Origin of the sequence: Streptomyces sp. E11-3 (genome assembly GCF_046540415.1) — a bacterium.
In the GTDB taxonomy this organism is placed as follows: domain Bacteria; phylum Actinomycetota; class Actinomycetes; order Streptomycetales; family Streptomycetaceae; genus Streptomyces.
Window position 1 is genome coordinate 716560 of the sequence record NZ_JAZGRL010000002.1, and the last position, 12691, is coordinate 729250.

Below are 12691 nucleotides of genomic sequence, written 5' to 3' on the forward strand. Positions count from 1 at the left end.
TGGGGCCCCCCCGCGGGGGCCGCCCCCCCCCCCCCGGGCCCCCGCCGCCGTCTGGCTTACGGTCTGCGGGCCGACGTCACGCGGTACACGTCGTAGACGCCCTCCACGCCGCGTACGGCCTTGAGTACATGGCCCAGGTGCTTGGGGTCGCCCATCTCGAAGGTGAAGCGCGAGGTGGCCACCCGGTCGCGGGACGTCTGGACGGCCGCCGACAGGATGTTGACGTGCTGGTCGGACAGGACGCGGGTGACGTCCGAGAGCAGTCGCGAGCGGTCCAGGGCCTCGACCTGGATGGCGACCAGGAAGACCGAGGACTGGGTGGGCGCCCACTCGACCTCCAGCATCCGCTCGGGTTGCTGGGAGAGCGCGTCGACGTTCACGCAGTCCTTGCGGTGCACGGACACACCGCTGCCGCGGGTGACGAAGCCGATGATGGGGTCGCCCGGCACGGGGGTGCAGCAGCGGGCCAGCTTGACCCAGACGTCCTCGACACCCTTGACCACCACGCCGGGGTCAGCGCTGGTACGGCGCTTGCGGCTGCGGGTGGGCGGGGCGGTCTCGGCGATGTCCTCGTTGGCCGCGTCCTCGCCGCCGAGCGCCTGGACGAGCTTCTGGACGACGTTCTGCGCGGTGACATGGCCCTCGCCGATCGCCGCGTACAGCGAGGAGATGTCCGGGTAGCGCATCTCGTGCGCGAGGGTGACCAGGGAGTCGCCGGTGAGGATGCGCTGGATCGGCAGGTTCTGCTTGCGCATCGCGCGCGCGATGGCGTCCTTGCCCTGCTCGATCGCCTCGTCCCGGCGCTCCTTGGAGAACCAGGCGCGGATCTTGTTGCGGGCCCGGGGCGACTTGACGAAGCCCAGCCAGTCGCGGGACGGGCCCGCGCCGGACGCCTTGGAGGTGAAGACCTCGACCAGGTCGCCGTTGTCCAGGGTCGATTCCAGGGGTACCAGGCGTCCGTTGACGCGTGCGCCTATGGTCCGGTGGCCGACCTCGGTGTGTACGGCGTACGAGAAGTCGACGGGGGTCGCACCCGCGGGCAGCGCTATGACATCGCCCTTGGGGGTGAAGACGAAGACCTCGTTACGGGACAGGTCGAAGCGCAGGGACTCCAGGAACTCCGACGGGTCCTCGGTCTCCTTCTGCCAGTCCAGGAGCTGGCGCAGCCACGCCATGTCGTTGACGGCGTCCTTGTCCTTGCCCGCGCTCTTGGGGACGTCGGTACGCACCTTGGAGGCGCCGGCGGAAGGCTGCTGCTTGTACTTCCAGTGCGCGGCGATGCCGTACTCGGCCCTGCGGTGCATGTCGAAGGTGCGGATCTGCAGTTCGACGGGCTTGCCGTTGGGGCCGATCACCGTGGTGTGCAGTGACTGGTACATGTTGAACTTGGGCATCGCGATGTAGTCCTTGAACCGGCCGGGGACCGGATTCCATCGCGCGTGCACCGTGCCGAGCGCCGCGTAACAGTCGCGGACCGTGTCGACCAGGACCCGGATGCCCACCAGGTCGTAGATCTCCGCGAAGTCACGGCCGCGGACGATCATCTTCTGGTAGACGCTGTAGTAGTGCTTGGGGCGTCCGGTGACGGTGGCCTTGATGCGGGCGCCGCGCAGGTCGGACTGGACCTCGTCGGTCACTATGGCGAGGTACTCGTCGCGCTTGGGGGCGCGCTCGGCGACCAGGCGCACGATCTCGTCGTACATCTTGGGGTAGAGGATCGCGAAGGCGAGGTCCTCCAGCTCCCACTTGATGGTGTTCATACCCAGCCGGTGTGCCAGCGGGGCGTAGATCTCCAGGGTCTCGCGGGCCTTCTGCTCCTGCTTGTTGCGCTTGAGGTAGCGCATGGTGCGCATGTTGTGCAGGCGGTCGGCGAGCTTGATGACCAGGACGCGCGGGTCCTTGGCCATGGCGACGACCATCTTGCGCACGGTCTCGGCCTGCGCGGCCTCGCCGAACTTGACCTTGTCCAGCTTGGTGACGCCGTCCACGAGGAGGGCGACCTGGTCGCCGAAGTCGCGGCGCAGGGTGTCCAGGCCGTACTCGGTGTCCTCGACGGTGTCGTGCAGCAGACCGGCCATCAGGGTTGCCGGGTCCATGCCGAGCTCGGCGAGGATGGTGGTCACGGCGAGCGGGTGGGTGATGTACGGGTCGCCGCTCTTGCGCTTCTGGCCGCGGTGCCAGCGCTCGGCGACCTGGTAGGCGCGCTCGATCTGGCGGAGCGTGGCGGTCTCGATCTTCGGGTCGTTGCTGCGCACTATCCGCAGCAGGGGCTCCAGGACCGGGTTGTACGGGTTGGAGCGCTGGACGCCGAGCCGGGCCAGCCGGGCGCGTACCCGGTTGGACGAGCCGGAGCGCGCGGACGGACCGGCCGTCGGCGGACGCATGGCGGGCGCGGCGGCGCTGCCCGACGGCTGCGCGGCCGGGGGCGTGGGGCGTGGCTTTTCGGCCGCCTGGTCGCTCTTCGGGGGCGTGGCAGCCGGTGCCGTGGCCTGGTGCTCAGCGGTCTCAGGGGCTTCGGCCTGCCCGGCCTGCGGCTCGGGCTGGGGCTTGGCGGCGAGTGGCTGATGGGCCTCGTCTGGCAAGAGCGCTCCTCATGCAGGTTCCGGCCCCCCGATCAGGTCCGGGTGTCCATGGTATCCAGCCAATCGCTCCGACTCGCGTCCGACCGCTTGACCGAGCCCCTGTGGGGGACGCGCAAGGCGGGCACCCGGAGTGCTCCCGGGTGCCCGCCTCGGCCTTGCTGCGGCTGGGTCAGAGGGTGATGAGGGCGTCCAGCGGGGCACCCTGGAGAGCGGGCTCCAGGCGGGGCCTGCCGCCGAGGAATCCCAGTTCCATCAGGACCGCGACGCCGGCGACCTCGGCTCCGGCGCGGCGTATCAGCTGCAGTGACGCCTCGGCGGTGCCGCCGGTGGCCAGGACGTCGTCGATGACCATCACCCGGTCCCCGGTCGCCAGGTCCTCGGCGTGCACCTCGATCTCCGCGCTGCCGTACTCCAGGTCGTACGCCTGCGAGAGGGTCGCTCCGGGGAGCTTGCCCGCCTTGCGTACGGGGATGAAGCCGAGGCCCGCGCGGACCGCGACCGGTGCGGCGAGGATGAATCCCCGCGCCTCAAGGCCGACGATCTTCGTGGCGCCGTGCCGGACGCAGAGCTCCGCGAGGGTGTCGGTGAGGACCGTGAAGGCCGCGGGGTCGGCCAGCAGCGGGGTGATGTCCTTGAACATCACGCCCGGCTGCGGGTAGTCCGGGACGTCGCGGATACGGCTGAGCAGCAGCTCGCGGGCCTCGGTCATCGGCGCTTCCCCGAAGGACGGCCGCGGCCGCGGCCACGGGACTGCGGCTGGGTGCGGCGCTGGCCCACGACGGGTCCGGCGCCCACGGTGGCCTTGTCGTCCGGTGCGTCGTCCGCCTGCTCCACGGCCGAATCGGCCCCGTCCTGCGGCCCGTCGGGCAGCGCGTCCTCGTCGGAACCGCCGACCTCGGCGCGCCTGGCGCGCTTGTGCAGCACCCGCTTGTCGTGCGCCTTGACGGCCGGTTCGAGGTTCTTCAGGTCGACGACCACCGGCGTGGCGATCATGATCGACGAGTAGGTTCCCGCGGCCAGGCCGACGAACAGCGACAGCGCGATGTCCTTGAGCATGCCGCCGCCGAGCAGACCCGCGCCGATGAACAGCAGCGCGGCCACCGGCAGCAGGGCGACGATCGAGGTGTTGATCGAACGCACCACCGTGCCGTTCAGGCCCTGGTTGGCGAGCTCTCCGTAGGTGTAGCGGATGTCGTCGCCCAGGGTCGCGGTCTTCTCCCTGACCTTGTCGAACACCACGACCGTGTCGTAGAGGGAGTAACCGAGGATGGTCAGCAGGCCGACCACCGTGCCCGGGGTGACCTCGAAGCCGACGATGGCGTACACACCGACGGTGATCACGAGGTCGTGGATGAGGGCGACCAGCGCGGCGAGCGCCATCCGCCACTCGAAGGCGATCGCCAGGTAGACGCTCACCAGGACCAGGAAGATCACCATGCCGGTGAGGGCCTTGCTGGTCATCTGCTCGCCCCAGCTGGGGCCGACCAGTTCGGCGTTGAGCTTCCCGGCGGGGATGCCGAGTTCCTTGGCGAGTGCCTCGCGGGTCTCGCCCTGGTTGTCGGTGTCCAGGCCGGTGACGGTGATGCGCAGCGAGTCGTTGCCCAGGCGCTGCACCTTGGCGTCGCGGCCGGAGACCGACGAGGCCGTGTCCCGTGCGTCCTCCACCGACAGCTTGGTGTCGGCCGGGGTGGTGAAGACGGCGCCGCCCCGGAACTCGACGCCCATCTCCAGGCCCTTGAAGCCGAGGCCCCCGAGGGAGATCGCGACCAGGACCAGCGAGATCAGGTACCAGATCTTGCGACGCCCGATGAAGTCGATACCGCCGTCACCGCGGTGCAGCCTGGCACCGAGAGCACCCATCCGTGACATCTCAGGCCTCCTTCGGTTCGGCGGACGGGGCGGCCGCGCGGCCACGGCCCCGGATCGGTGGGGTGACGCCCAGACGCTTGGGGTCCAGGCCGGACAGCGGATGTCCGTTGTAGAAGAACTTCCGCCTGGCCAGCAGGGTCGTCAACGGCTTGGTGAGGCCGAACACGACCACGACGTCCAGCAGAGTCGTCAGGCCGAGGACGAACGCGAAGCCCTGGACCGTACCGACCGCGGCGAAGAACAGGACCACGGCGGCCAGGAACGAGACGACGTCGGACACCAGGATGGTGCGCCGGGCGGCGGGCCAGGCCCGCTCGATGGCGGGGCGGATCGACCGGCCGCCGCGCACCTCGTCCCTGATCCGCTCGAAGTAGACGATGAACGAGTCGGCCGTGATGCCGATGGCCACGATGGCGCCGCACACCGCGGGCAGGCTCAGCGCGAAGCCGACGGCGGGACCCATCAGCGCCATGATCACGTAGGTCAGCCCGCCCATGAGCGCGAGGCTGGCGATGGCGACGATGGCGAGCGCCCGGTAGTAGAAGACCAGGTAGGCGATGACGAGGATCAGGCCGATGACACCGGCGATCAGGCCCGCCTTGAGCTGCTCTCCGCCCAGCGAGGGCGAGATCGTGAGGACGTTGGCCTCTTCGAAGGAGAGCGGAAGCGCACCGTAGGACAGGATGTTCGCCAGGTTCTGGGCGGACTCCTGGGTGAAGCTGCCGGTGATCTCAGCGGTCTTGCTGAGCGTGGTGTTCACGCTGGGGGCGGAGACGACCTCGTTGTCGAGGACGATCGCGAACTGGTTCTGCGGGGCCTGCTGCTGGGAGAGCTTTGAGGTGATCGCCGCGAACTTCTTGGACCCCTTGCCCGTGAAGTCCATGGTGACCTTCCAGATTCCGCGTTCGGAATCAAGTACACCGTCGGCTTCCTTGACGTCGGTGCCCTCCACCTCGGCGGGGCCGAGGATGTACTTCTCCCACTGATCAGCGGAGTTCTTGCCGCAGGCGACGATCGTGTCGGTGGGCTTGGTGCCCTGGGCCGCCTTGGCGCGCTCGTCCGGCTTGGTGCAGTCGAGCGCCGCGAACTTGTCCTGCAGCGCCTTCGTCTCGGGGTCCGGGGTCTCGGAGTCCTTGGGCTTGCCCGACTCGGAATCCTTGGACTTGTCCGACTCGGAGTCCTTGGGCTTGTCCGACTCGTCGGCGGACGGCGAGGGGTCGTCGTCGGCCTTCAGGGCGTCGGTGACGGCGCGGCCCTGCGGCGTCTGAGTCGCGGACGGCGATGCCGAGGGGTCGCTCGCCTCGTCCTTGCCGTCCTTCTCGTCTTCCTTGGCGTCCTTGTCGTCGGCCTTGGCGTCCTTGTCGTCGGCCTTGGGCGTCTCCGAGGGAGAGGCCGAGGGGTCGGGGATCGGCACGCCCTGAGTCAGCGTGACCACCGGGCGGAAGTAGAGCTGGGCGGTGGTGCCGACCTGCTCCCGCGCCTGCGCCTCGTCCGTCCCCTTGGGGATGTTGACGATGATGTTCTCGTCGCCCTGCGTCTTGACCTCGGCCTCGGAGACGCCAAGACCGTTGACACGGCGGTCGATGATGCCGACCGCCGTGTTCATGTTGGTCTTGTTGATGGCGCTTTCCTTGCCGGGCTCCGCCTTCGCCTGGAGCGTGATGCTCGTGCCACCCGCGAGGTCGATGCCCAGGCGCGGTGTGGTGTGCCCGGAGAGGAACATCCCCCCGGTGAGCGCGACCATGGCGATCAGGATCAGGGCCAGAGCCCGCCCCGGCCTGGCCTGGCCGCTCTGCCTCCGGCCCTTCTTCGGTGCTGCCACCTTCTCGTTTCTCCCTGTCCAACCGCCCGGGGCCGGTTAACGCCCGTTGGCCCTGTGGGCGGCCATGAAGTGGTGTCGAGACCCCGTGCGAAGCGCGCACGATCCGAAAGGCCGCGGCGCGCCTGGCACCCCGCGGTCCTCGGTCGTACTACTTCGCGTCGGACTCGCCGTCGGTCTTCTTCGGCTCCGCGCTGTCCGCCGCGGCGTCGGCCGCCTCGGTGTCGGCGTCCTTCTTGCCGAGGTCGATGCGCGAGTCGTCGGAGTCGGCGGCGTCGTCCTCGATCAGCGAGGAGGCGTCGTCCGGCACCACGGTGCCGTCGGCCTCGAGCTCGTCGGAGATGCCGTGCACGATGCGGTTGTACTCGTCGTCGTCCAGGACGGCACCGACGGAGTTCTTGGCGTAGACGGCGTGCACGCCCGGGGCCACCTCAAGGACGATCGTGTCGTCGTGGACCTCCTTGACGGTCGCGTACATGCCCCCGATCGTGCGGATGCCGGTGCCGGGCTGCATCTGGTCGCGCATCTGCGCCGCCGCCTGCTGCTTCTTCTTGGCGGAGCGCGTCATCAGGAACATGGCCCCGATGAGCACGATGAAGGGGAGGAGGGTCACGATATTCACGGGACGGCATTTCCTTCGCACGACCGCGCAGGTGAGCGGCCTGATGGATGGGGGTGGGCACGCCACCCACAAGGGCGGCATCGGCGGAGTCTAAGCGAGTCCGCACCTAAGGAACAACGCTCAGCATGGCACCGAGGTTCCTGGCCGTGCGAGCCTGCGCGCCGTCAAGCCCTGAACAGGTCTTGTTGTCCCGTTGTGCCGCTTCCCTGGCTCTGCGGCGGTACGAGGCCGAGATGTGCCCATGCCGCGGGAGTGGCCACCCGGCCGCGCGGGGTGCGGGCCAGCAGTCCCTCGCGTACCAGGAACGGCTCCGCCACCTCCTCGACGGTCTCGCGCTCCTCGCCCACGGCGACGGCAAGGGTCGACAGGCCGACCGGTCCCCCGCCGAAGAGCTTGAGCAGGGCCTCCAGGACCGCCCGGTCCAGGCGGTCAAGACCCCGGGCGTCAACCTCGTACACCCCAAGGGCCACCGCCGCGATCTCGCGGGTGACGAACCCGTCGGCCTTGACCTGCGCGTAGTCGCGGACGCGGCGCAGCAGGCGGTTGGCGATACGGGGCGTGCCGCGCGAGCGTCCGGCGATCTCCGCCGCGCCGTCCGTGTCGATCGTGACGTCGAGGAGCTCGGCGGAGCGGTGGATGACGCGCTCCAGCTCCGCGGGCTCGTAGAACTCCATATGCGCGGTGAAGCCGAAGCGGTCGCGCAGCGGCGGCGGCAGCAGCCCCGCGCGCGTGGTGGCGCCGACCAGCGTGAAGGGCGGCAGCTCCAGCGGGATCGCGGTGGCGCCGGGGCCCTTGCCGACGATGACGTCGACCCGGAAGTCCTCCATCGCCATGTAGAGCATCTCCTCGGCGGGCCGGGACATCCGGTGGATCTCGTCGAGGAAGAGGACCTCGCCCTCCTGGAGGGAGGAGAGGATCGCGGCCAGGTCGCCCGCGTGCTGGATGGCGGGGCCGCTGGTGATCCGGATGGGGGCTTCCATCTCGGCGGCGATGATCATGGAGAGGGTGGTCTTGCCGAGGCCGGGGGCGCCGGAGAGCAGGACGTGGTCCGCGGTGGCGCCGCGCTGCCTGGCGGCCTTGAGTACGAGGTCAAGCTGTTCGCGCACCCGCTCCTGGCCGACGAACTCGGCCAGTGACTTGGGACGCAGGGCCGCCTCGACGGCCTGGTCGTCGCCGTCCGCCGCGGCCGCGACCAGACGGCCGCCTTCGGTGTCGTCGGCCGGGGGTACGGTGTCGTCCCAGTTCACGGGGTGCCTCGCGAGTCGTCGGTCGGTGGTCTGGTTCTGGCGGGTGCTGTGCGGGTCAGCGGGTGCGGGTTCGCGGGTACGGGTCAGCGGGTGCGGTTGAGGGTCTGCAGGGCCGCCTTGAGGAGCTGGCCCACCTGCGGGGTGCCGCCGGCGGCCTCGGCCTGCGGGGCGACCGCGGTGACCGCTTCGTCGGCCTCGCGGGTGGCGTAGCCGAGGCCGATGAGCGCGGCGTGCAGCTGGTCGCGCCAGGAGGCGGCCTGCGGGGCACGGGCGGCGGGTGTCTGGCCGAGCGGCTCGCCGAGACGGTCCTTCAGTTCGAGCAGCAGCTTCTGGGCGCCCTTCTTGCCGATGCCGGGCACGGCGGTGAGCGCCTTCTCGTCGGCGGTGGCGACGGCCCGGCGCAGGTCGTCCGGGGAGTGCACCGCCAGCATGGCCTGGGCGAGCCGGGGGCCGACACCGCTGGCGGTCTGCAGCAGTTCGAAGGTCTGGCGCTCGTCGTCGTCCGCGAAGCCGTAGAGGGTGAGCGAGTCCTCCCTGACGACCAGGGATGTGGCGAGCTTGGTCTGCTGGCCGACGCGCAGCCCGGAGAGGGTGTTGGGCGCGCACTGGACGGCCATGCCGATGCCGCCCACCTCCACCACGGCGGAGTCGGGGGCGAGGGCCGCGACCGGGCCGCTGACGAACGCGATCATCGCGTGACCTTCCGTACGGGAGCTGCGGGGGCGGGGGCGCGGCGGGCCGCCGCGTGCGCCTGCTGCAGGCGGTTGAGGGCGGGGGCGCGCCAGATGTGGCAGATGGCGATCGCGAGGGCGTCCGCCGCGTCGGCGGGCTTGGGTGGCGCGTCGAGCCGCAGCAGCCGGGTGACCATGGCGCCCACCTGGGCCTTGTCGGCTCGGCCGCTGCCGGTGACGGCGGCCTTGATCTCGCTGGGGGTGTGCAGGGCGACGGGCAGCCCGCGGCGGGAGGCGCAGAGCATGGCGACGGCGCTGGCCTGGGCGGTGCCCATCACCGTACGGACGTTGTGCTGGCTGAACACCCGCTCCACGGCGACGTATTCGGGCCGGTACTCGTCCAGCCACTGCTCGATGCCGCGCTCGATGGCCACCAGGCGGTCGCCGATCTCCGCGTCCGCCGCGGTGCGCACGACGCCGACGCCCAGCATCGTCAACGGGCGTCCCGCGGTGCCCTCGACGACACCGATGCCGCACCGGGTAAGCCCCGGGTCCACGCCAAGTACCCGCACGCCCCGCCCCCTCCCCTCTTTGCGGCTAATCCGCCGCCGCTTTCGCGGACCTGGTTGATCGCCGTCGTGGTGTCTCAATTGATGGTTACGGCCCGTGGCAGCTGACTTCACTTGCCCGTCAGGCTATCCGTTGCCACTGACAACAGCGTGCGGGCCGGAAGGACGTGTCCCTTCCGGCCCGCACGCTGAACTCGCCCCGCAGGGCTCAGGCGTCGACCTTCTCCATGATCTCGTCCGAGACGTCGAAGTTGGCGAAGACGTTCTGCACGTCGTCGCTGTCCTCAAGGACGTCGATCAGCTTGAAGATCTTCTTCGCGCCCTCTTCGTCCAGCTCGATCTGCATGGTCGGGACGAAGTTGGCGTCGGCCGAGTCGTAGTCGATACCGGCCTCCTGGAGCGCGGTGCGCACCGCGACCAGGTCGGTGGCCTCGCTGAGCACCTCGAAGGACTCACCCAGGTCGTTGACTTCCTCGGCGCCCGCGTCGAGTACCGCGCCCAGGACGTCGTCCTCGGACAGTTCACCCTTGGGGACGATCACCACGCCCTTGCGGTTGAACAGGTACGAGACCGAGCCCGGGTCGGCCATCGAGCCGCCGTTGCGGGTCATCGCGACGCGTACGTCGGACGCCGCGCGGTTGCGGTTGTCGGTGAGGCACTCGATGAGCACCGCGACGCCGTTGGGGCCGTAGCCCTCGTACATGATCGTCTCGTAGTCGGCGCCACCGGCCTCGAGACCGGCGCCGCGCTTGACCGCGGAGTCGATGTTCTTGTTCGGGACCGAGCTCTTCTTGGCCTTCTGGATGGCGTCGTAGAGCGTCGGGTTCCCGTCGATGTCGGCGCCGCCCATGCGCGCCGCGACCTCGATGTTCTTAATCAGCTTCGCGAAGAGCTTGCCGCGTTTGGCGTCGATCACGGCCTTCTTGTGCTTCGTCGTAGCCCATTTAGAGTGGCCGGACATCTGCCTGTCTCCTTCGCGTAACCAATCTCTGTACCAGCGCCAGAGATCCTACCGGGCGAGTGCCGCCCGCTGGGCGCGCACCATGTCCACGAACAGTGTGTGCACCCGGTGGTCGCCGGTCAGCTCCGGGTGGAACGACGTGGCCAGGACGCTGCCCTGGCGTACGGCGACGATGTGGCCCTCGTGCTCGGCGAGCACCTCGGCCGTGGCGCCGACCGACTCGACCCAGGGGGCGCGGATGAAGACGCCCTCGACCGGGCCGCCCTCGACGCCCTGGACCGAGACGGCCGCCTCGAAGGATTCGTTCTGCCGTCCGAAGGCGTTACGGCGCACGATCATGTCGATGCCGCCGAAGGTCTCCTGGCCCGAGCGCGGGTCGAGGATCTTGTCGGCGAGCATGATCAGCCCGGCGCAGCTGCCGTAGACCGGCAGGCCCGCCCTGATCCGCTCGCGCAGGGGCTCCATCAGGCCGAAGAGCTCGGCCAGCTTGGAGATGGTGGTGGATTCGCCGCCGGGTATGACCAGGCCGTCGACCTCGGCGAGCTCTTCGGGGCGCCTGACCGGCCTGGCCACGGCGTCCGCCGCGGCCAGGGCGACCAGGTGCTCCCGTACGTCGCCCTGGAGTGCCAGAACGCCGATGACGGGGGTTTCGCTCATCGAAATCGGGCCTTACCAGCCGCGGTTGGCGTAGCGCTCGGTCTCGGGCAGGGTGTCGCAGTTGATGCCGACCATGGCCTCGCCCAGGTTGCGCGAGGCGTCCGCGATGACCTTGGGGTCGTCGTAGAAGGTGGTGGCCTTCACGATGGCGGCGGCGCGCTTGGCCGGGTCGCCGGACTTGAAGATGCCGGAGCCGACGAAGACGCCCTCGGCGCCGAGCTGGCGCATCAGCGCGGCGTCGGCCGGGGTGGCCACGCCACCGGCGGAGAACAGCACGACCGGCAGCTTGCCGAGCTCGGCGACCTCCTTGACCAGCTCGTACGGGGCGCGCAGGTCCTTGGCGGCGGCGTACAGCTCGTTGTTGTCGTAGCCGCGCAGCCGGGCGATCTCGTTCTTGATCTGGCGCATGTGGCGGACGGCCTCGACGACGTTGCCGGTACCGGCCTCGCCCTTGGAGCGGATCATGGCCGCGCCTTCGGCGATGCGGCGCAGCGCCTCACCCAGGTTGGTGGCACCACACACGAAGGGGGTGGTGAAGGCGAACTTGTCGCTGTGGTTGACCTCGTCCGCCGGGGTGAGGACCTCGGACTCGTCGATGTAGTCCACGCCGAGCGACTGCAGGATCTGGGCCTCTACGAAGTGGCCGATCCGGGACTTGGCCATCACCGGGATGGAGACGGCGTTGATGATGCCCTCCACCATCTCCGGGTCGGACATCCGGGCCACGCCGCCGTCCTTGCGGATGTCGGCCGGGACCCGCTCCAGGGCCATGACGGCGACGGCGCCCGCGTCCTCGGCGATCTTCGCTTCCTCGGGCGTCACGACGTCCATGATCACGCCGCCCTTGAGCTGCTCGGCCATGCCGCGCTTGACGCGCGCGGTGCCGGTCTCGGGGGTCTGGGTGGTGGTGTTGGAGAGCGTGCTGGACACGGATACCTCGCTGAGAAGGGAAGAGGAGTTCTGCACACCAGAGACAACACGCCCCAAGCAGTCCACATCAAGGGCCAATAGTCACCCGGTGGATCATTCTCACCCCACCTCTCCCCAAAAGCCCAGGTCAAGGCAGTACGGCTGCGGGGCCAGCTAGGTCGTCGCGCGGTCCGCCAGTGCCGCCGGTGGCTCGTCGTCCATCTCGAAGGCCATCGGGAACGGGGCGTGCCCGGCCAGCCGGAACCATCTGACCTTGCGGTGCCTGCGCAGGGCACGGGCGGCCCGTACGGAGTCGTTGTGGAAGCGCCTGGCCATCGGGACCCGCCGGACGGCCGCCGCCAGCTCGCCCGCGGCCTCCTCGCCGCCGGGCGCCGCGCGGACCGCCTCGACCTGGTCCAGTTCGCCGAAGACCGCCCGCAGCGCCTGGCTGAGGTCGCTCTCGGCGACCTCGCGCTGGTCCTCCTCGGCCTGGCGCGCGGCGTGTGCCGCCTCGTACAGGACGATCGACGCGGCCGGATCGAGCACCTTGGATGTGGCCAGTTCCTGCGCGACCGACGCGCGGCGCAGCAGCTGGGCGTCGAGCGCGGCGCGGGAGGCGTCGATACGGGCGTGCAGCCGGTCCAGGCGTCCCGCCGTCCAGCTCAGGTACAGGCCGATCGCGAAGAGCGCGACGGCGATCCAGATCAGTGTGGAGGTCACGGGCGGCAAGGCTACCGCCGCGCGGGCCGCACCCGACCCGCCCGGCGGCTCAACCGCGCAGCGGC

The 12691-nt window shown here is 70.0% G+C and carries 12 protein-coding genes; all 12 read right to left on the reverse strand.

The window, feature by feature from the left end; translation table 11 throughout:
- Positions 1-56: 56 nt before the first annotated feature.
- Positions 57-2582 (reverse strand): RelA/SpoT family protein, encoded by a 2526-nt coding sequence (locus U9R90_RS22000; RefSeq protein WP_411058373.1) that lies wholly within the window; start codon positions 2580-2582, stop codon positions 57-59.
- A gap of 169 nt (positions 2583-2751) precedes the next feature.
- On the reverse strand, positions 2752-3291 hold the full coding sequence (locus U9R90_RS22005) for an adenine phosphoribosyltransferase (RefSeq protein WP_411058374.1): 540 nt from the start codon (positions 3289-3291) through the stop codon (positions 2752-2754).
- Positions 3288-4451, reverse strand: a complete 1164-nt coding sequence (gene secF, locus U9R90_RS22010; protein ID WP_411058375.1) for a protein translocase subunit SecF — start codon at positions 4449-4451, stop codon at positions 3288-3290. Before secF ends, U9R90_RS22005 begins: the two co-directional genes overlap by 4 nt.
- A 1-nt stretch (position 4452) precedes the next feature.
- Positions 4453-6273 carry a protein translocase subunit SecD gene (secD, locus tag U9R90_RS22015; protein WP_411058376.1) on the reverse strand — a complete coding sequence of 607 codons (1821 nt, stop codon included), beginning with the start codon at positions 6271-6273 and terminating at the stop codon, positions 4453-4455.
- A gap of 148 nt (positions 6274-6421) precedes the next feature.
- The gene (yajC, locus tag U9R90_RS22020; protein ID WP_411058377.1) at positions 6422-6892 is read right to left on the reverse strand and encodes a preprotein translocase subunit YajC; all 471 of its coding nucleotides are present in this window, start codon (positions 6890-6892) and stop codon (positions 6422-6424) included.
- Between the two features lie 164 nt (positions 6893-7056).
- Positions 7057-8139: a Holliday junction branch migration DNA helicase RuvB gene (ruvB, locus tag U9R90_RS22025; RefSeq protein ID WP_411058378.1), complete on the reverse strand. Its 1083-nt coding sequence runs from the start codon at positions 8137-8139 to the stop codon at positions 7057-7059.
- 83 nt (positions 8140-8222) lie between these two features.
- Positions 8223-8831 (reverse strand): Holliday junction branch migration protein RuvA, encoded by a 609-nt coding sequence (gene ruvA / locus U9R90_RS22030; protein ID WP_411058379.1) that lies wholly within the window; start codon positions 8829-8831, stop codon positions 8223-8225.
- Positions 8828-9382, reverse strand: coding sequence for a crossover junction endodeoxyribonuclease RuvC (gene ruvC, locus U9R90_RS22035; RefSeq protein WP_411058380.1), 555 nt, complete (start codon positions 9380-9382; stop codon positions 8828-8830). Before ruvC ends, ruvA begins: the two co-directional genes overlap by 4 nt.
- Before the next feature lie 205 nt (positions 9383-9587).
- A complete protein-coding gene (locus tag U9R90_RS22040) occupies positions 9588-10340 on the reverse strand; it encodes a YebC/PmpR family DNA-binding transcriptional regulator (RefSeq protein WP_411058381.1) in 753 nt (250 codons plus the stop codon).
- Between the two features lie 48 nt (positions 10341-10388).
- Positions 10389-10997, reverse strand: a complete 609-nt coding sequence (gene pdxT, locus U9R90_RS22045) for a pyridoxal 5'-phosphate synthase glutaminase subunit PdxT (protein WP_411058382.1) — start codon at positions 10995-10997, stop codon at positions 10389-10391.
- A 12-nt stretch (positions 10998-11009) separates the two neighbouring features.
- Positions 11010-11927: a pyridoxal 5'-phosphate synthase lyase subunit PdxS gene (gene pdxS, locus U9R90_RS22050; RefSeq protein ID WP_411058383.1), complete on the reverse strand. Its 918-nt coding sequence runs from the start codon at positions 11925-11927 to the stop codon at positions 11010-11012.
- Between the two features lie 153 nt (positions 11928-12080).
- The gene (locus U9R90_RS22055) at positions 12081-12626 is read right to left on the reverse strand and encodes a hypothetical protein (protein ID WP_411058384.1); all 546 of its coding nucleotides are present in this window, start codon (positions 12624-12626) and stop codon (positions 12081-12083) included.
- Positions 12627-12691: the final 65 nt, after the last annotated feature.

Coding starts and splice junctions, on each gene's coding strand:
- pdxT (WP_411058382.1), bottom strand. CDS start 10,997: ATGAGCGAAACCCCCGTCATCGGCGTTCTGGCACTCCAGGGCGACGTA.
- U9R90_RS22040 (WP_411058381.1), bottom strand. CDS start 10,340: ATGTCCGGCCACTCTAAATGGGCTACGACGAAGCACAAGAAGGCCGTG.
- secF (WP_411058375.1), bottom strand. CDS start 4,451: ATGTCACGGATGGGTGCTCTCGGTGCCAGGCTGCACCGCGGTGACGGC.
- ruvA (WP_411058379.1), bottom strand. CDS start 8,831: ATGATCGCGTTCGTCAGCGGCCCGGTCGCGGCCCTCGCCCCCGACTCC.
- U9R90_RS22005 (WP_411058374.1), bottom strand. CDS start 3,291: ATGACCGAGGCCCGCGAGCTGCTGCTCAGCCGTATCCGCGACGTCCCG.